This is a genomic window from Hungatella sp. L36 (assembly GCF_014288035.1).
Genome location: NZ_JACOPC010000007.1, coordinates 266,522 through 285,269 on the forward strand (window position 1 = coordinate 266,522; position 18,748 = coordinate 285,269).

15 protein-coding genes are annotated in these 18,748 nt (G+C 47.5%); 1 reads left to right on the forward strand and 14 read right to left on the reverse strand.

What is annotated here, in order from left to right:
* Positions 1 to 9: 9 nt before the first annotated feature.
* On the reverse strand, positions 10 to 1,377 hold the full coding sequence (locus H8S80_RS18270) for an extracellular solute-binding protein (RefSeq protein ID WP_117633187.1): 1,368 nt from the start codon (positions 1,375 to 1,377) through the stop codon (positions 10 to 12).
* 293 nt (positions 1,378 to 1,670) lie between these two features.
* Between H8S80_RS18270 and H8S80_RS18275 the strand changes: the two genes are divergently transcribed.
* Positions 1,671 to 2,708: a LacI family DNA-binding transcriptional regulator gene (locus tag H8S80_RS18275; protein ID WP_117633188.1), complete on the forward strand. Its 1,038-nt coding sequence runs from the start codon at positions 1,671 to 1,673 to the stop codon at positions 2,706 to 2,708.
* A gap of 48 nt (positions 2,709 to 2,756) precedes the next feature.
* Here H8S80_RS18275 and H8S80_RS18280 read toward each other — a convergent pair whose 3' ends face one another.
* The 13 genes from H8S80_RS18280 to fabF all read right to left on the reverse strand — a co-directional run bounded on the left by H8S80_RS18280 (position 2,757) and on the right by fabF (position 18,745).
* Positions 2,757 to 3,428, reverse strand: a complete 672-nt coding sequence (locus H8S80_RS18280) for a nucleoside recognition domain-containing protein (RefSeq protein WP_002605467.1) — start codon at positions 3,426 to 3,428, stop codon at positions 2,757 to 2,759.
* A 35-nt stretch (positions 3,429 to 3,463) separates the two neighbouring features.
* Positions 3,464 to 6,613 (reverse strand): alpha-mannosidase, encoded by a 3,150-nt coding sequence (locus H8S80_RS18285; RefSeq protein ID WP_117633189.1) that lies wholly within the window; start codon positions 6,611 to 6,613, stop codon positions 3,464 to 3,466.
* 31 nt (positions 6,614 to 6,644) lie between these two features.
* Positions 6,645 to 7,787 carry a GntR family transcriptional regulator gene (locus H8S80_RS18290; protein WP_117633190.1) on the reverse strand — a complete coding sequence of 381 codons (1,143 nt, stop codon included), beginning with the start codon at positions 7,785 to 7,787 and terminating at the stop codon, positions 6,645 to 6,647.
* Between the two features lie 95 nt (positions 7,788 to 7,882).
* Positions 7,883 to 8,671, reverse strand: coding sequence for a Nif3-like dinuclear metal center hexameric protein (locus H8S80_RS18295; RefSeq protein WP_117633191.1), 789 nt, complete (start codon positions 8,669 to 8,671; stop codon positions 7,883 to 7,885).
* 18 nt (positions 8,672 to 8,689) lie between these two features.
* Positions 8,690 to 9,517, reverse strand: a complete 828-nt coding sequence (locus H8S80_RS18300; protein WP_117633192.1) for a carbohydrate ABC transporter permease — start codon at positions 9,515 to 9,517, stop codon at positions 8,690 to 8,692.
* Positions 9,518 to 9,525: 8 nt separating this feature from the next.
* Complete coding sequence (locus tag H8S80_RS18305) at positions 9,526 to 10,407, reverse strand: carbohydrate ABC transporter permease (RefSeq protein WP_117633193.1); 882 nt, start codon at positions 10,405 to 10,407, stop codon at positions 9,526 to 9,528.
* Positions 10,408 to 10,465: 58 nt separating this feature from the next.
* On the reverse strand, positions 10,466 to 11,812 hold the full coding sequence (locus H8S80_RS18310; RefSeq protein WP_181988035.1) for an ABC transporter substrate-binding protein: 1,347 nt from the start codon (positions 11,810 to 11,812) through the stop codon (positions 10,466 to 10,468).
* Between the two features lie 207 nt (positions 11,813 to 12,019).
* Entirely contained in the window at positions 12,020 to 13,147 is a 1,128-nt protein-coding gene (locus tag H8S80_RS18315) for an NAD(P)H-dependent flavin oxidoreductase (protein WP_117633195.1), read from the reverse strand.
* The gene (locus H8S80_RS18320; RefSeq protein WP_117633196.1) at positions 13,147 to 14,889 is read right to left on the reverse strand and encodes an acetyl-CoA carboxylase carboxyltransferase subunit alpha; all 1,743 of its coding nucleotides are present in this window, start codon (positions 14,887 to 14,889) and stop codon (positions 13,147 to 13,149) included. The genes H8S80_RS18315 and H8S80_RS18320 overlap by 1 nt, the downstream gene beginning before the upstream one ends.
* A 202-nt stretch (positions 14,890 to 15,091) precedes the next feature.
* Positions 15,092 to 16,432: an acetyl-CoA carboxylase biotin carboxylase subunit gene (locus H8S80_RS18325; RefSeq protein ID WP_117633197.1), complete on the reverse strand. Its 1,341-nt coding sequence runs from the start codon at positions 16,430 to 16,432 to the stop codon at positions 15,092 to 15,094.
* Positions 16,433 to 16,443: 11 nt separating this feature from the next.
* Positions 16,444 to 16,866, reverse strand: coding sequence for a 3-hydroxyacyl-ACP dehydratase FabZ (gene fabZ / locus H8S80_RS18330; RefSeq protein WP_002605463.1), 423 nt, complete (start codon positions 16,864 to 16,866; stop codon positions 16,444 to 16,446).
* Positions 16,867 to 16,989: 123 nt separating this feature from the next.
* On the reverse strand, positions 16,990 to 17,496 hold the full coding sequence (gene accB / locus H8S80_RS18335) for an acetyl-CoA carboxylase biotin carboxyl carrier protein (protein WP_025529605.1): 507 nt from the start codon (positions 17,494 to 17,496) through the stop codon (positions 16,990 to 16,992).
* A gap of 10 nt (positions 17,497 to 17,506) precedes the next feature.
* Positions 17,507 to 18,745, reverse strand: a complete 1,239-nt coding sequence (gene fabF / locus H8S80_RS18340; protein ID WP_117633198.1) for a beta-ketoacyl-ACP synthase II — start codon at positions 18,743 to 18,745, stop codon at positions 17,507 to 17,509.
* Between the last annotated feature and the right edge of the window lie 3 nt (positions 18,746 to 18,748).

Sequence of the window (18,748 nt, forward strand, 5' to 3'; positions counted from 1 at the left end):
TTTCCTCCTCTACTCCGCGTATTTATAAAGGCTTTCTACTGATTCAAAACTGCTGTTCTTCATATCGTTATGTATGGTCTCTTCAGCCTCGGCCAGCGCATCGTCAATGGACATTCCGTTAAAGAATACATTTTCACCGGCGGTCTTTAAAGATGTCTCCATGGTCGCCGGCATCGGGCCCGGCCAGATGTAACGGTCGATATGATCCGCCAGAACCGCCATGGACGGATTGGCCAGAATCTCCGCATCCTCAGCCAGTGATTTCTTCGCCGGGAAGGTGCTCATGGCAATGTTGAATTTCTTCTGAATGTCATTGTTTGCCAGGAAATACTTCACAATATCCTGTGCAACGGCCTGCTGATCCGCCGGAGCATTCTTATTGATACCAAATGTAGACTCGCCGTTATACCGGTTATAAGCATATGGATTTTCCTCAAATACCGGGATCTCAAAGACGCCAAAGTTGATATCCGGGAAGTTTGTCTTTAACGTATTGTTAAAATGGCCCCACTGGATTGTCATGGCTGACTGTCCCTGTCCAAAGCTGTCCGCGCCCTCTGCTCCGAAATCCTTGGAACCGACTCCGTCAACCTCATATAAATCCACCAGAAGCTGCATAACCGCCTTCATGGCGTCATTATTGACAGTAGCTGTCTTTTTGTCATCTTCGAATAAATCCTGGCCCAGCTGGTAATTCAAGCCCAGTAGGTAATTCTGATGGAAGGTTCCATTAAAGTTTAACCCGGCCTGTACAAAGCTGTTTCCCTCTTTGATTGTCAGCTTCCTCGCCACTTCCCGCATCTCATCCCAGGTCTTTGGATAATCCGCGTCTGTGAGCCCCGCGGCCTCCCACATGTCCTTGTTATAGTAAACAGAGCCCGTCATAATGCCGTAGTCAATATAGTAAACCTTGCCGTCAATGACATGGGCGCTTACGCCGTTAAAATCCGCATCCAAATCGTCTGATGATACCTCATACGGGGCCATATAGTTAATCAGGTTTTCATGCTGGCTGTTATGTACGTTAAAAATTGCAGGTCCGTTTGCACCGCCAAGCGAAAGAGGAAGTTTAGTCCAGTAGTCGTCCCATGGATTGTTGACCAGTTTGATGGAAACATTGGGGTGAATCGCTGTATAACCGTCGATCAGCTCCTGAAACAGATTGTCACTGCCCCATTCCCAGAATTCAACGGAAATGTCTTTTCCATCGTTAATTGGCTGCGACGGATCATACTTTACCGTATCGCCAAACGGTTCTGTCGGCACGTTTACCGCTGCGCTCTCCACAGCCTTTTTCCCGTCCGAGCTGCCGCATCCCGTAAGACTTGTCACCATCATCGCCGCAGCCAGGCCGGCTGCTATCCAGCATTTCTTCATTTTAAACTCCTCCTTGTTCTTTTCGCGTGGTCACCGTTACAGTCTCTGTTTTCTGAAAACGGTAATCGCTGCAATTGGTTTCGTTAAGGTTTAGCGTTAAATCTAACATGAGAATACCACTCGAACGAGACACTGTCAATATCATTTTTATATTTTGTCATTTTTAAATAGTTTAAACCCATTTAAACTATGCACTTATACCAAAGCTTATTAAAATGCAATTGCGTTTTTCAACTTCATAGTGTATAATATATTTAGCGCTAAATATGATTTAAGAAAAGGGGGATAAAAACATGACATTAAAAGATATTGCAGAAAAAGCCGGCGTCAGCATGATGACCGTGTCCAACGTAATCAATGGAAAGCACAGCCGCGTTTCTGCCGCAACCATAGAAAAAGTAAATTCCATTATAAAAGAGTACAATTACGTTCCGAACCTGTCTGCAAGGAGCCTGACGGTCAAATCCTCTCATATTATAGGAGTTATCGTCCCCCTGGATGACAAGGAGAACAACGGAACTTCGGTTAGCTACTTTGACAATCCGTACGTCAGTTCCATGATCGGCGTGATTGAAAGAGAGCTGCGTGACAACGGATACTTCGTCATGATACGCGCAGTCCGGTCTCAGGATGATTTATCTATATTGATGCGCAACTGGAACGTTGACGGCGCAATCTTTCTCTATCCCCGCCTGGGAGACCGTTTTGAGGATTCCATTAACGCGATTGTTGCAGAGACTCATCTTCCCGTAGTCCTTTTCGACGCGAGAACAGACAATCCGGAGGTCATCAATGTCTGTTCCGACGACCGAAAGGGCTGTTACCTCTCGACTCGCTATCTCATTAACCGCGGACATAAAAAAATTGCCTTCGTGGCAAATTACGAAGGCAATCCTCTTTTAACAGACCGATTTGAGGGCTACCGGGCCGCCATGGAAGAAAGCGGACTCGGATGTGATCCCGACTGCATCTTTTCCTATTCCCCCTCATACGAGGAAGGGATCGCCGCCGGCAAGGCCATCGCCGCCAGCGCCCTTAAGATCACCGGGCTTGTCACCACGGCCGATATCTGCGCCATCGGCATCATGGAGGGCGCCAGACTGGGGGGCTTACGGATTCCCACGGATCTCTCCGTCATCGGCTACGATAACCTGGCAGTCTCCACCTACACGACGCCGAAGCTGACGACAATCTCACAGAATGTCATCAAGAAGGCAGAAACAGCCATGGAACTGCTGCTGGAGAAACTCCGCACCGGACATGTGGAACAGCCGCACATTCAGCTGGATGTGGAGCTGGTGGAGCGGCAGTCTACGCTGTCGCTGCTGTAATGCCTGAGGACAGCGGGCCATCAGCCGGGCCTAAAAAAACGGAGAGCCTTATGCTCCCCGTTTTCTGTCCATTACTTTACAATATACAACTGCCACGATCGTACTGGCCAGCGTAGCCACAATTGCCGGTCCTACCACTGCCGCCGGATTCGTGCTCCCATACTGACTCCGGTACGCAATCATGTTGACCGGAATCAGCTGAAGGGATGAGATATTAATAATTAAAAACGTACACATTTCATTGCTGGCTGTTCCCAGTGGTACGGCGCGCGGTGACTTCTGCATCTGGCGCTTCTTAGAGCTATCCAGGCTATTTTTCCCTGATTCTGTCTGCTCTTCCTCCCGCCGCTCCTCCTCCAGCTCCTGGAGGGATTCCATGGCCTTTAACCCGGCCGGCGTAGCGGCCCAGCCCAGGCCCAGGATGTTGGCAATGATATTCGTGGCGATGTGATCCATGGCGGGATGATCCTTCGGTATTCTGGGAAAAAGGAAACGAAGCACCGGCCCCATCCTCCGGGACAACCGTTCTATCAGGCCGGACTTCTGCCCGATCTCCATGATCCCGGTCCAGAAGGACATCACTCCCAACATTGTGATACACAGCATGACGGCTTCCTTTGCCGACGAGAGCGCCCCGTCGGTAACCGCGCTTAAATTTCCATGGAACGCCGCCCATAAAACGCCTACCACCATCATAAACGCCCAGAGATAATTTAACATACTAATTCAACCGCCGTGATGATTTTATTACTATTTTATGATCTCTCAGACGATTTATAACTAATTCTCACGGTTTTCACTTCAAAGGCTTTGAAATCCAGTATTATTTCATTGCCGTTTACCATGATTTCCTCTTCTTCATTCTCCAGCATATTACACAGGTAGGCCCTGCGCCCTTCCAGTAAAGGCATTGCTATGGCTGCCTTGACTGCTGCCTTTTTGGACTCATACAGACGTAAGATCCAGTCGCCGCTGCCATCCTCGGCAAGTTTGACCGTCTCCAGCATGATATTATCCTGATCTGTTCTGAAATTTCCGGCCATTTCCGACAAACCGTCACACAGAACCGGCTCCACATTCAGTTCATAGGCCTGTTTTACCACATCACAGTCCATAAAATCGCCTTCCCAGGCAGTGAATGCATAGGTAAACTGGTGTATGCCATTGTCTGCACGCATTTCCGGAGAACATGCCGCTTTCAGGAGAGAGAGCTCCAGCCTGTTTTCATTCATGCTGATACCATATTTGGAATCGTTGAGCACGGCGGCGCCATGAGCACCATCGCACAGTGCACTGTAACGGTGATTGCAGACTTCAAACCGGTCCTTATCATAAGCCTTTGAACGATGGGTCGGACGCTTCACATAACCAAACTGTATTTCATTGATTCCCTCTTCCGCATACACGGACACAGGAAATGCTGTTTTTAAAAGACGGTGCTGCTCTTTCCAGTCAATCGTCATGGAAATCTCCACTCTCCTGCTTTCCGCAGTCATGCTGATCACCTGGCTGTAGGATGAGCTGCCGATTTTTCCAGTTACCTTCAGCGCGGCTTTCAGACCGCTTTCACAGAGCACCTCTATCGACACGTCAAATGCCCCATCTGTCTCCTGTTTGATATAATTGGAGTCAATATCCCAGGCATCAAACAACCTTGCAACATCTTTATACATCTGTAAATGGTTCATAGGGCCTGCCGCAAACTCCCGCCCGGAGGATTTTAACAGGAATGACGGTATTTCACCATTTTCACTTATGAAGGCCTGCACCTGACCGTTCTCCAGACAGTATCCGCCGGCTGTCTTTGTAATGCGGGCTGCGGCCGCATGGGTCAAATCCTTTCCAGCAAGATTCGCGCCAGCGTGCAGAACCGTAACCGCACCATACGCCGGCAGCGTTACGAGCGCCTGTACCTCATCCCCGCTTACCGCTGTAGATACTTCTTTTCCGTCCGCCGTGACGGCGCCGCCTTTAAAGCTTTCCGGCAGTGTAATCAGCGCTTTTCTTTCAAATCCCAGGGAGTTGAACACAGATATGCCGTCCCCTTCTTTTGCCAGCGCCTTCTGCGCCCGTTCAACGTACTTCTCACAGCCTGCCAGCGTCTCCTCAAAAACAGGTTCCGCCTCCTTATAAACTCTTCCAATGCAGGAGCCTGGTAGAATATCATGGAACTGAAGCAGCAAGAGCTTCTTCCACAGCTCCTCCAGCTCTTCCTTCGGATATGCCGCGCCCTTTTCGACGGCCAGTGCACTCCACATCTCAGCTTCCCGCAGTGCCAGCTCACATCTTCTATTGTTTTTCTTCACCATGGCCTGTGAGGTGTAGGTGCCTCTGTGAGCCGAAAAGTAAAGTTCTCCCACGTAGGTGTGCTTCGGTCCCCCGAGCGCCTCCATATCTTCAAAAAACTCCGCCGGCCCCGCCATCTTCACCTTGGCGCCGCCCTCCAGATCCTTTTGACGCAGTGCGTACTCCACATGATCTCTCGTGGGACCGCCGCCGCCATCCCCATAACCGTAGGGAAGCAGAAATGCCTCCAGATCCCTGGTCTGTGTTCTGTTCTTCCAGGTATTGTTGATCGTCACCGGGTCTGTGTCGTAGGTATAGCTTGTAGGCAGAAATGAGACGATTCTCGTTCCGTCCATTCCTTCCCAGTTAAAATAATGGTAGGGGAACTGCTCTCCCTCATTATAGCTCCAGAATATTTTCTGGGTCACCAGATATTTGACATTACAGCCCTTTAAGATCTGAGGCAGCGCAGCGGAATATCCAAAGGTATCCGGCAGCCACAGCGTCTGGCTGTCCACGTCAAAATATTCCTTGTAGTAGCGTTTTCCGTAGAGAAGCTGCCGGATCAGCGCTTCACCGCCGGCCATATTCGTATCCGGCTCCACCCACATGGCGCCGTCCGCGATCCACTGTCCCTCTTTCACCGCTTCCTGAATCCTTTTAAACAAATCCGGATAATGCTCACGGCACATCTCATAGGCCGCAGGCTGGCTCTGTATGTATTTGTATTCCGGGTATTCTTCAATCAGCCTGAGCTGCGCTGCAAAGGTTCTCTCCGTCTTCCTCCGGGTTTCCGCCATCGGCCACAGCCATGCCAGGTCCAGATGTGAATTACCGACCGCATAGAACGTCGGTGCTGTACTTCCATTTACCGCAGTCAGCGCCGGTTTCACCACTTCTCTCGCTCTTTTATAGTCCGCAGTCCGTTCTCTTCTATCCTGTTCAAAATCCACAGTCAGGGTAAACTGTTCCAGTATGTCGGCAATATGTGCGGCCCGGAGAGAGGACTCATCCAGAACCTCCAGAAGTCCGGATAAAGTATTTACATCCATAAACAGCTGATATGCCGCCTCATTCCAGATGCCATAGGTGCAGCTGCCAAGCCTGCGCCGCTCTCCCTCTGCTGCCGGGTCTTCATACGTCCCCGGCAGTACCGGTCCGGTTGCGCATCCGCCTATATCCGGGAAAAAATGGCCCGCATACGTCTCCATAAGTATGTCAAAGTGCTCATTCCCCTTTGCTTCCCTTACCAGTGTATTATCTTCAAAATAATGGTGAGGCTGCTTCACCCAGTCTGCACGGTACGTGCCGAAGGCCTCGCCATTTACAAACAGACAGGATTCCCCGCCAGGAGCCAGATTAAGCACAATCCGTTCCCCTTTTGCCTCTTCAGGCAATGTAAAATCTCCCGAAAACCAGCAGTACTCGTACTCCTTCCCCCAGATAAATCCGGGTTCTACCGGAACGAACGCTTCCCGCAGCACCTCTTTCCTGTCCATCTGCTCCATGGTACGATACGCGGTCCACCGGATCTCTCCCAGCGGCTGATAAAAATCAGCCTTCAGTGTGCGCATCCAATGCTGCAGTCTGTCTCTCCATTCCGAATGCATGACGCCCATTGCATGTTCTCCCTTCTCTAACAGAAAAATATTATTTTGGCATTTCAATCGTATAAGGAATATTTTCCCGGCCTGTAACGGCGTCTCCCCTGAGTCTGTGTGTCAGAAGCCGGACCGCCTCGACGCCCATCTGATACTGATCCTGCATCACATGAGGGAAGATTGGCAGCGGATCGATATTTTCTTCGAATCCGTCAAAATAAGCGATGGTTTTTTCCTTATCTACACCGAGGTTTTTCGTAATCTGGTAAATAAGCATGCCAAGTTCATGATCAACGGCATAATAAGCCGTTATATCCGTATTCTTTTGTATGTATTCCATAAGTTTAAAATTGTTTCTGCCGTCTTCCCGATCGTCTTCTTCTCCATTTGGAAGATATATATCAATATCCGTAATACACGCACTCTCATCTGCAGGCAGTTGATTACTTAACATGGTATCACGATATCCATTAAAGCGTTCCTTTACCGTAGTTGTGCTTAGTGATGAATGTGAAACAAAGCATATTTTTTTGTGGCCTGATTCAATAAGCTTTGTTACCAGTTCACAACTTGCTTTATAATTATCTGTTGTCACTACCGGCAGTGATATGCCAGCCATCCCCCTGTCTAATAAAATTAACGGATATTTGTTCATATAGAGTTCAAGAACAGTCTCATTATAAACTTCACCTTGGGAACACATTAATATAAGTCCTTTGGCGCCATTTTGAATCATGTCCCGTATCGCACAGTTTTCAGCTTCTTTAGAACCGTATGTACAGCGGAAAAGCATCAAAAGACCTCTTTTTCTGCATTCATATTCTACTCCTCTGATTAATTCACAGCCAAAAGATACACTGAAAGAATCTAATATTACGCCAATAATCCTGTCCGTAGAATTACCTGCTTCTCCATCTTCGGCTATCTCCTCATCCTTCAATACATCCTCACTTTGCAAAGCCTTTTCAAGATTACTTTCAAATACTACAAATGAGCCTTTTCCCGGTTTACGCAGGATACACCCCCGATATGCCAGAATTTCCAATGCCTTTTTTACGGTTATCCGGCTGACGTTATAGATATCAATCAGTTCTTTTTCAGAAGGCAATCTGCACCCTGGCGGGTACTTTCCTTCCTTAATACCATTCAACAAATCATCGTATATTTTTTTATACATTGGTTCACTAGCCATAATCTTCTGTCCCTGCTTTCCTTTCAGTCTCCTATACTATATTTTACTACATTTTTCCAAAAGCAGGGCGAAAAATTATCGTTACTTTTGGTACTTTAACGATGATACATTTTTGTTATAACTGATCCGCTCTCAAAGTATTTAAACTCAAGACCTGGATACTTATCCTCACAGAGATCTTTCATATACATCATTCCTGCCCGTTCAGAGGTCTCGTGTCCCAACGCAAGAATAGCCTTATGTAAACCAATTGCAGCAGCGTCTCTGGCCATTTCAGCATCCCGCCATTCACTGACTTCTCCCGCAATAATAAAATCATGGTCTTCGTATAATTCAAACAGATCACCCGGAGAGCCAAAGCAACAGGCAATACTGTTTCCTTTTTTATTTATACTGCCCGACACACGAATTTGATCTAAGTTCAAATTTCTAATTAGTTTTTCCGCCAGTTCTTCTGCCGTCAGCGGTTCTTTCAATATAAAAGTGGTTACGCCGAATTTTTTTCTTTCTTTTATAACTCCTTCCAGACACGCATATTTTATCTCTCCTGCACAAATCATATCAGGATTCATTGCATGTGCGTAATCATGGAATCGAAAAATTGTTAAACCACTGTCATAAATAATTCGCTGTTTTTCTTTAACAATAGCTAAATCATGTATATCATCCATATGGTCATAAAAAAGTGGTTCATGGACGATCAGAAAATCCGCCCCCCAGTCAACCACCTGTTTTATCACCTCAATAGTGCCAAACATTGCAATTGCTACCTTATGAACCTCTTTGTCAACACTTCCAGATTTTACAGTATCACAAGTATTGTCCTCATCCACAGGTATATCATTCCATGTCTTCAAATCATTTATTAAACTGCTTATTTTCATAGACCTGCTCCATAAATTCTATTTAGTAGTATATGCATACCCGACAACAAGCTGATCTCTTAACAGGAAAAATAATATAATCGCTGGTAAAGATACAAAAATGCATGCAAGAAACATAAGCGGAACATTTGCATTTCCAAGAAGTGACAAACTCGCCATAACCGGTCTGATATTTGCCGATTTTACAAAGGTCAGGCCAAACAGCAAATTATTCCAACATGCCGTAAATTGCTGAAGCAGAACAATTGCCAGCGGGGCTTTCGCCATAGGCAGCATAATTTTCATTAAGGTCTGCCAGCTGTTCGCTCCATCTATTTTTGCAGCTTCACATATTTCATTATCCACTCCAAGAAAAAAATTACGAAAAACAAACATCGCGAACGGGATACACAAAGCCATAAAGAATAAAGTCATACCTGTTCTGGTATTATAAAGTCCTGTATTATAGTAAGCCTTATAAACAGGTATTAAATATGATTCAAACGGAAATACTGTTCCACTGTAAATAAGCATAAACCAGAAATTTTTATGTTTTACACTTGTATGTGTCAATCCATATCCTGCCAGCAGAGCTATAAAGACACCCGCTGCTGCTCCAACGCCACAATATAAAAAAGTAGATCCAAAAGATAAAAACAGTTTATTCGCTATTAGACTTTTAAAATTGCTGAAAATGATTCCAGCATTAAAGCTTACAGGCAGCTCCCATAATGAACCCAGATTGTATTCCTGCTTTGTTTTAAAAAGGTTTAAAATCACAAATAGCAGCGGCATAACCCATAATATTCCAAACACTGTAAGAATGATATTTATAACCGTTTGTATTTTTTTACTTGTCTTAATCATACGCGCCCTCAAATATCTTTGTAGGAATTTTTTATATTAAAGTAAGATATTACAAGAATTATAAGCGATAATACAACGGCAACTGCAGATCCTCTTCCATATTTGCCATGGCCAAAGGACTCCTGATACATGGTAAACGCCAGTGTTTCAGACGTACGGTAGGGGCCTCCCTTTGTCGTAACCCATATAATATCAAATACTTTAAAACTGTTTACAATTGTCATAAGCATGACCACAAGAATCGTAGGTTTAATGATTGGAATCACAACGTTCGTATAGAGTTTTAATCCTTTGGCTCCATCAATCATTGCCGATTCTATAGGTGATGCATCCATATTTCTGATTCCGGCTATAAAAAGCAGCATGTTCAGTCCAACTCCCTGCCATACTCCTGCACAAATCATTAGAAACGTATTAAAGTATGGAGTATTAAGCCAGTTAGACCTTGCAGTGTTTCCTGTTAACTCTCCCAAAAGAGCAGGAAGGCCATAGGTTGAAAGCAGCGAGGATATGATAAGGCCTCCTACCGTACCGGAAAGTGTAGCCGGGAAATAGAATACGCTGCGAAACAGCTTTGTTCCCGAACTCCTGGTAATTAGAGCGGCTAACGTAAACGGTATGATCAAAGAGGTAACCATAGAAGCCGCTACCCAGATTACTGTATTAAGTAATGAAATAAGAAAATTACTATCTTTAAATAAAGAGATATAGTTTTGAAATCCAACAAATATTTTACTTCCAATTCCATTCCAGTCAAAGAAGCTTATATAAGTTGTATAGATGATGGATGAAATAAAAAAAGTTACTACTAAAATTACAGCAGGTAATATATAAAGATAATCCAACCAATTACTTTTAATTCTTATTTTTACTTTACCGGTTTTGCTCATTTTATCCCTCATTTATTTTTACCGGAAGAGTGTAAAACACTCTCCCGGTTGTCTTATGTCAATCGGCATATCCCTCTCCTAATACCTCATCCGCTTTTGCCTGAATCGTATTAAGAGCTTCCTCAACAGTAGCATCACCCAGCTCAAATTTCAGAAGCTGATCAATAGCCACATCACGTATTTCCGTATTTGCTACGTTCTCATAATATCTGAGCATCAAATTATAGTTATCCGCATCCATAGCGAAATCTGTCATTTCCTTAGCACAGTTATTACTGATTTCTACATTAGAAGAGCAGTTAAATTTTGTGACTTCATTGAAAACTGTCTGGTTGTCTTTTTCATACCACGCCTTGAGAACTTCCATAGCGGATCCTTTATCAGCACTGTTCTTTGCTACACAAACAGGAGCTATTTCAAAAAAGACCGTTCTCTTAATATCTGAACTGACCGTCGGCATCACAAATGTACCATAGTTACCTGCTCCAAAATTATCATTGAGATTAACTGCTTCATAATCAGCTGCCTCCTGCATGGCAATCTCACCTGTCGCCTCTGCCTTATGAAGATCCGTTGGGTCCATTGGAATAGAAAAGAATCCTTTATCGTACATTTCTTTCCACTTATTCATTACCTCGACAACGCGTTCATCTGTATATTTTATCTTATTTTCACAAATATCCAGATAAAGCTGCGGATCATATGCGGCCAGAAGGCATTCGAACCACTTAAAGCCCCATAAACCATTGCCTGCGTCCACCCCCATTGGTGTAACCCCATTGTCCACCAATGTCTGACACACCTTTTCAAACTCCTCAAAAGTCTCCGGTTCCTTCAAGTTATACTTGTCAAAAACATCTTTATTGTACACAAGTGCACTATAGATAATGCTGTATGGAGCAGCATAGATTTTTCCGTTGAATGTAAGGGAATCCGTTACATTTTCCGGAACACCGTTTGGTATAATATATTGATTCCACACATCAGTCAGATCTTCAATTACTCCAGCCTCTGCAAGAGTTTTTAAATCAACTCCGCTCCACCATGTAAAAAGCCCTGGTGCATCCTCTGAATTAATCGACTGTTCCACCGCCGTCCTCATGGATGCAACGTCCGTATACGAAATAAATTCAATGTCAATTCCACTGGCTGCGGAAGCACTCTGCGCCAGTTTATCCAAATCAGTCTGCTCCGTTCCGGAAAGCTTATCATTCCAAAATTCTACTTTACCAGTACTGGCCGGATCTCCCTCTCCTTCTGTCTCATCGTCTTTTACTGCCTGTGTAACTGCTTTTTCTGTTGAACCCGTCTCTTTCTCAGGCGCTGTATGATTGCCGGAACAGCCCATAAGATTACCTGCAGCTAATGCAACGGTTAATAATACTGCTAAAACTCTTCTTCTCATACCCATTCTCCTTTTTTGTAACTTACCAGTTTCTCAGTTATCTTAGTATATTATTATGTCGATATATCGACCTATGTATAATAACATATCATTTTAATTAGGCAAAGTCAATATAAAATTTAGCATATTATGCATTTTTTTATCCGAAATGTAAAAAAGACATGCAACCCAAGTCAGGTTACATGTCTTTTTACAAACTCTTCGCTTTTATTCCCCCATCAAATCCCTCATTACCTCATCCACCGTTTCAATCCGCTCCGCTCGGAATGCATTGCTTCCGCAGAACACAAGCCCTTCATCCGTATTCCCTTCCGCGGAATTCACTAGTGCCTTGGTGATACAGTAGGGAATCGTCTTCTTATCGCATTTCTCGAGACACTGGTAGCAATGTTCCAGCTTAAACGGAGTCTGCCCGACACCGCTTAAGAATGCGTTATTGATCGCCCGTCCGGGCATGCCTACGGGACTCTTTGTGATTACGATATTTTCCTTTGACGCGTGAAGATACGCCTGCTTAAATTCGTCCGGAGCGTCACATTCCTCTGTGGTCACAAAACGCGTCGCCACCTGGACGCCGTCGGCCCCCAGCTCCATCTGATGCATCACATCCTCATGGCTGTAGATTCCTCCCGCCGTCACGACAGGAATCTCTGTCTGGTACTTCTCGGCATACTCTCCTACCAGGCGGATAATTCCTCTGACCTCTTCGTCGTAGGCAGCCTGATCATACGTGTGTTCCACATCCGCAGTATCCACGCCCAGTGTCTCCAGGGATTCACGTGAAAAGCCCAGGTGTCCTCCCGCAAGCGGCCCCTCTACCACGACCAGATCGGGAACGCGGTGAAACTTGCGGTCCCACATCTTTAGGATTACCATGGCAGACTTGACAGAGGATACGATCGGGGCGATCTTCGTCTTTACCTTTTCCCCGGCCGCGCCCATCTCTGCCGCAGCCTCGGCCAGATATGCCGGAAGGCTGGCGGGAAGACCGGCTCCGGAGATAATAATGTCCGCTCCTGCCTTAACCGCTTCCTTCACATACAGTGCGTAGCTTTTCGTCGCCACCATAATATTAAATCCAATCACGCCTTCCGGGGATATCTCCCTGGCCTTCTTAAATTCTTTTCCGATCGCCCGGAGATTCGCCTCCAGCGGATGGTCTGCAAAATCCGGTTCCCGGAAACCGATCTGCGCGGTAGAAATGATCCCCATACCGCCAGCCCTGGCCACAGCGCCCGCCAGGGAAGAAAGGCTGATTCCAACTCCCATTCCGCCCTGTATAACCGGCTTCGGAACCACGAGTTCTCCTATTACCAATGGTCTTAAATTTCCCATCACATTCTCCTAAATCTGTCATATCGCCCGGAGGCAATTTCTTCTTTCGGCACAGCGGCATATTTTATGAAAAATGCCTCCATGGCGCTGTCCATTTCCTTCGCCAGTTCCGCTAAATTCTCCGCTGCAGCCGGTTCTTCCTCAGCTATGATTCTTTCGATCAGGCCCAGTTCCATCAGATCCCTGGCGGTGATCTTCATGACTCGTGCCGCGTCGCTGGCCTTCTTGCTGTCCTTGTAAAGGATTGAGGCAAAGCCCTCCGGCGACAGAATCGAATAGATTGCATTTTCCAGCATCCAGACCTCATTGGCGACTGCCATCGCCAGCGCGCCGCCGCTTCCGCCTTCTCCAATGACGATGGAGAGAATCGGAACGGTTATGTCTGCCATTTCAAATAAGTTTCTGGCAATCGCCTCGCCCTGTCCCCGCTCTTCCGCTTCCAGCCCGCAGAACGCGCCCGGCGTATCCACGAAACAGATAATGGGACGGCCGAAGGTTTCCGCCTGCTTCATCAGACGAAGCGCCTTCCTATAGCCCTCCGGAGAAGGCATGCCAAAGTTGCGTTTGATATTGTCCTTCGTATTCTTTCCCTTTTCCTGGCCGATCACTGTCACTGGCATACCGTGGAAAGAGGCGATACCGCCCACAATTGCGCCGTCGTCGCCAAAGTAACGGTCCCCATGGAGTTCCATGAAATCGTCAAATACCGCGTTTATATAATCGCTGGCCACGGGACGTTCGGAGCTTCTGGAAAGCTGAACGGTATCCCATGGGCTCTTTTTATTTCTGCGAAACTTCGTCTTTTTCTCTTTTCCACTGGCTGCTTCGGATTTTCCGCAGTTATCCACATGGAAAAATGAGTTTTCACCGTTCTGCTCCTGATTCTGTGAGCGGTGAAGCTTTAAGATCGCAGAAATGGCATCTTTCATCTCTTCCCGCTTCACGATCTTATCCACAAAGCCGTGATCCTGCAAAAATTCAGAACGCTGGAATCCCTCCGGCAGCTTCTGTCCGATGGTCTGCTCGATGACTCTGGGGCCTGCGAAGCCGATTAATGCGCCCGGTTCTGCCAGAATGATATCTCCCAGCATGGCAAAGCTGGCCGTCACGCCTCCGGTAGTCGGATCGGTCAGAACGCTGACAAACAGCTGTCCTGCCTTGTGATGGCGCTTTAAAGCCGCGGAGGTCTTTGCCATCTGCATCAGGGATACGATTCCCTCCTGCATTCTGGCGCCTCCGGAACAGGCGAAAATGACAACAGGGAGCTGCTCCTTAGTGGCTCTCTCCACTGCTCTCGCTATCTTTTCACCCACCACATGGCCCATGCTGCTCATGATAAATCTGGCGTCACAGACACCGATTACCGCAGGCTCTCCGCCTATGGTGCATTTTCCGGTTACGATCGCTTCGTTTAACTTTGTCTTCTCCCTGGCCGCCTCGATTTTCTTTTCATATCCCGGAAAATCCAGCGGGTTCGCAAATTCCATCTCCTTATCCCATTCCTCAAAGCTTCCTGCATCCGCAGTCATCTCGATTCTGCGATAAGCGTGGACCCGGAAATAGCCTTTGCATTTGGGACAGATATAGAAATTACTTCTCACATCTTCCGCGTAAATGGGCTGACCGCATTTGTTGCACTTTCTCCACAGACCAGCCGGGATATTCGGTTCGTCTGCTTTGTCTGGCGTCTTGTATTTGCTGTCGATCAGTGTGTATGTTTTTTTAAACATGTCTCTTAACATGGGTTTTGCTCCTTATGAAAATAAAATGAGGACTGGTGGGATGATTCAGCTGCTTCAGCCGCAGTGGACAGACATGGAACACCTTTGGCGTCCCATGTCTGTCGGGCATTCGCCCCATACCCAGATGAAACTCCGCATTTCCAGATACAAGCGAGCTTGCATCTGAAAACACGAAATTTCATCTGGGTGCACTGCTCATTGCTTACGCAAAGTACTTTGGTATGAAATCTGTGTCAATGTCTCCGGACTGATACGCTTCATGACTTAAAATATCAAACTGGAAGTCCACGTTTGTCTCGATTCCCTCTATAATCAATTCGCCCAGCGCACTCCGCATCTTGGCAATCGCCTCGGTGCGGTCTTTTCCATGGACGATCAGTTTCATCAGCATGGAATCGTAGTTTGCCGGTACTTTGTAGTCGTTGTAAATATGTGTGTCCACACGGACGCCGTTGCCGCCTGGGACGTGGACATTGGTGATCAGTCCTGGACATGGCATGAAATTCTTTTCCGGATTTTCCGCGTTGATTCTGCACTCAATGGCGTGGCCCGTGATCTTTACGTCTTTCTGGGTTACGCTTAAGGGTTCTCCCGCGGCCACACGAATCTGTTCCTTGATTAAATCCAGCCCGGATACCAGCTCTGTTACCGGATGCTCTACCTGAATTCTGGTGTTCATCTCCATGAAATAGAAATTTTTATGCTTATCTAAAAGGAATTCTATGGTTCCGGCGTTTTCGTAGCCGACGGATTTCGCCGCCAGTACCGCGGTCTCCCCCATCTTCCTCCGAAGCTCTTCTGATATAGCCGCAGAGGGGGATTCCTCCAGTACCTTCTGGTGGCGCCTCTGAATAGAACAGTCACGCTCACCTAAATGCACCACATTGCCAAACTTATCCGCCATGATCTGGAACTCGATGTGCCTCGGCTTCTCAATGTATTTCTCAATATACATGGTGTCATCGGAAAATCCCTTGATGGACTCCATCTGTGCATTCTGGAAATTAGCATTGAAATCTTCCGATCCACGGGAGATACGCATGCCCTTTCCGCCGCCGCCCGACGATGCCTTAATCATCACCGGATATCCGATCTTTTCCGCTACGAGGCGAGCTTCTTCCACTTCGTGGACTGCCTCCTTGCCGCCCGGTACCACCGGCACGCCGGCGTCCATCATGGTCTTTCTGGCTTCGGATTTATTCCCCATCCGGTTGATAATATCCGCGGATGGGCCGATAAATGTGATGTTGCATTTCTCACATAATTCTGCAAATCTGGCGTTCTCCGAGAGAAAACCAAAGCCCGGATGGATCGCATCCGCCTTCATGGCCACTGTGGCCGTCAGGATCCGTTCCATGTTTAAGTAACTCTGGGTGGAAGGAGCCGGTCCGATGCAGATGGCCTCGTCTGCCAGAAGTGTATGCAGACAGTCGCGATCCGCCTCAGAATAGACCGCCACGGTCTTGATTCCCATTTCCCGGCACGCCCGGATTATACGCACCGCGATCTCGCCGCGGTTTGCAATCAATATTTTATCAAACATATGACGACCACCTATCCAATCATAAATGTCAGTTCCGCGGAAGCGGCGATTTTTCCGTCAACCGTTGCTACAGCCCTGCCGATGCCTACCGGACCCTTGCGCTTGATGATTTCACATTCCAGACGCATACGGTCGCCGGGAACTACCTTATATTTGAACTTTGCCTTGTCGATTCCGCCAAAGAATACCAGCTTTCCCTTATTGGCCTCTTCGCTTAAGATCGCAACGGCTCCGACCTGTGCCAGCGCCTCAATTCTCAGCACGCCCGGCATAACCGGTTCCTGCGGGAAATGTCCCTGGAAATACGGCTCATTAAACGTAACGCATTTATATCCTACGGCGCGGACGCCCGGTTCCAGCTCTTCAATGCAGTCTACCAGCAGAAACGGATGCCTGTGCGGAATAATTTCTTCAATTTCCTTAATACCTAACATGACTCTATCTCCTCTTTATGAAAAAAGAGCCTCAACCAATTTAAAACCCTGTCATTCCTTAAAAATCGGCTGAACCTCTTTTCAACTTTTTCTTTCCTGTCAATCACAGCCCTGTATCGCTTCTTACCGGATTCTGAACAGGGGCTGGCCATACTCCACCACGTTTTCGTTGCCGACGAGAACGGCTTCCACGATGCCGTCAAACTCGCTCTCAATCTCATTCATCAGCTTCATGGCTTCGATGATTCCAAGGGTCTGGCCCTTCTTTACCGCATCCCCCACCTTGACGAACGGTTCGGCATCCGGTGAAGAGGAATTATAGAAGGTTCCCACTAACGGTGACGCCACGATCTTATCGGAGTCAATGGCTGCGGCCGTGTTTTCCGCGGTCTGCGCGCCTTCGCCGCTGCCGGCCGGCGCGGTATATTCCGCTGCCGGAAGCGCTGCCATCTCTGCCGCCACGCCTGCCGCCGGTATCATCTGCTGCACCGCGCTGTTTCCCGCTACGGTTATAATCTGTTCTTTTTCCTTTTTGATGGAAAGCTTCAAGTTGCCTTCCTCTATCTTAAAGCTGGTCAGGCCATTCTCTGAAACCGCCTGCATCAGTCTGATGATATCATTGATCTCCATATCCGGCCTCCTACTGTTCGAACTTTTTCACTAAAATACTGGCATTATGACCGCCGAAGCCAAGAGAGTTGCTGATTGCCACATTGACATCACAGGAAACGCCCTCACCCTTCGTGTAGTCTAAATCGCATCCTTCTCCCTCAGTCTCAAGACCCGCTGTCGCATGCACAAATCCTTCCTGGATTGATTTCACACAGGTGATGAATTCCACGCCGCCTGCGGCCCCCAGAAGATGGCCGATCATGGACTTGGTAGAATTGATCTTAACCTCCCCCGCATGGTCGCCGAGCGCTGATTTGATCGCCATGGTCTCGAATAAATCGTTGTGATGCGTGCTGGTTCCGTGTGCGTTGACGTAATCCACGTCTTTCGGTCTGATACCGCCGTCCTGGATGGCATTCGTCATCGCTCTGGCCGCACCGCTTCCGTCCTCGGCCGGAGATGTGATATGGTACGCGTCACAGGTTGAGCCGTATCCGATCACCTCGGCGTATATCGTCGCATTTCTTGCGACTGCATGCTCCAGGGACTCCAGAACCACAACACCGGCGCCTTCGCCCATCACGAAACCGCTTCTGTCCTGATCGAACGGGATAGACGCGCGCATCGGATCCGTCACAGTGGTAAGCGCTGTCAGGGATGTAAATCCGGCCACACCGATCGGCGCTATGCTGGCTTCCGTTCCACCGGCAACCATTACGTCCGCCTCACCGTACTGGATGGAACGGAACGCTTCACCGATCGAATGAGTACCTGTCGCACAGGCAGTTACCACGTTAAAGCATTTTCCCTTTAATCCGAACTGGATCGCCACATTTCCGGCAGCCATGTTGCAGATCATCATCGGTACCAGCAGCGGATTTACGCGGCCCGGTCCCTTTTCCAGGAGCTTACTGTGTTCCCGCTCCATAGCCTGAAGGCTTCCGATTCCGGATCCCAGACATACGCCTACACGGTACGGGTCCTCCTGTTCCATATCAATGCCGGAATTCTCCAGTGCTTCCTTCGAAGCGGCTACGGCGAACTGGGAGAAACGCTCCATACGCTTAGCAGCCTTCGGATCCATATAATTCTTAGGATCAAAATCCTTTACCTCGGCCGCAAGCTTTGCCTTATATTCGGTTGTATCAAACTGGGTAATCGGTCCGATTCCCACCTTTTTCTCTTTCAGTCCGTTCCAGAAACTCTCTACGTCATTTCCGATCGGTGTAATTGCTCCCATACCTGTTACTACAACTCTTGTCTTCATGTC

Excerpts from the sequence above, each read along its gene's own strand:
- H8S80_RS18270 (WP_117633187.1), bottom strand. The coding sequence starts at position 1,377 with ATGAAGAAATGCTGGATAGCAGCCGGCCTGGCTGCGGCGATGATGGTG.
- H8S80_RS18275 (WP_117633188.1), top strand. The coding sequence starts at position 1,671 with ATGACATTAAAAGATATTGCAGAAAAAGCCGGCGTCAGCATGATGACC.
- H8S80_RS18280 (WP_002605467.1), bottom strand. The coding sequence starts at position 3,428 with ATGTTAAATTATCTCTGGGCGTTTATGATGGTGGTAGGCGTTTTATGG.
- H8S80_RS18285 (WP_117633189.1), bottom strand. The coding sequence starts at position 6,613 with ATGGGCGTCATGCATTCGGAATGGAGAGACAGACTGCAGCATTGGATG.
- H8S80_RS18290 (WP_117633190.1), bottom strand. The coding sequence starts at position 7,787 with ATGGCTAGTGAACCAATGTATAAAAAAATATACGATGATTTGTTGAAT.
- H8S80_RS18295 (WP_117633191.1), bottom strand. The coding sequence starts at position 8,671 with ATGAAAATAAGCAGTTTAATAAATGATTTGAAGACATGGAATGATATA.
- H8S80_RS18300 (WP_117633192.1), bottom strand. The coding sequence starts at position 9,517 with ATGATTAAGACAAGTAAAAAAATACAAACGGTTATAAATATCATTCTT.
- H8S80_RS18305 (WP_117633193.1), bottom strand. The coding sequence starts at position 10,407 with ATGAGCAAAACCGGTAAAGTAAAAATAAGAATTAAAAGTAATTGGTTG.
- H8S80_RS18310 (WP_181988035.1), bottom strand. The coding sequence starts at position 11,812 with ATGAGAAGAAGAGTTTTAGCAGTATTATTAACCGTTGCATTAGCTGCA.
- H8S80_RS18315 (WP_117633195.1), bottom strand. The coding sequence starts at position 13,147 with ATGGGAAATTTAAGACCATTGGTAATAGGAGAACTCGTGGTTCCGAAG.
- H8S80_RS18320 (WP_117633196.1), bottom strand. The coding sequence starts at position 14,889 with ATGTTAAGAGACATGTTTAAAAAAACATACACACTGATCGACAGCAAA.
- H8S80_RS18325 (WP_117633197.1), bottom strand. The coding sequence starts at position 16,432 with ATGTTTGATAAAATATTGATTGCAAACCGCGGCGAGATCGCGGTGCGT.
- fabZ (WP_002605463.1), bottom strand. The coding sequence starts at position 16,866 with ATGTTAGGTATTAAGGAAATTGAAGAAATTATTCCGCACAGGCATCCG.
- accB (WP_025529605.1), bottom strand. The coding sequence starts at position 17,496 with ATGGAGATCAATGATATCATCAGACTGATGCAGGCGGTTTCAGAGAAT.
- fabF (WP_117633198.1), bottom strand. The coding sequence starts at position 18,745 with ATGAAGACAAGAGTTGTAGTAACAGGTATGGGAGCAATTACACCGATC.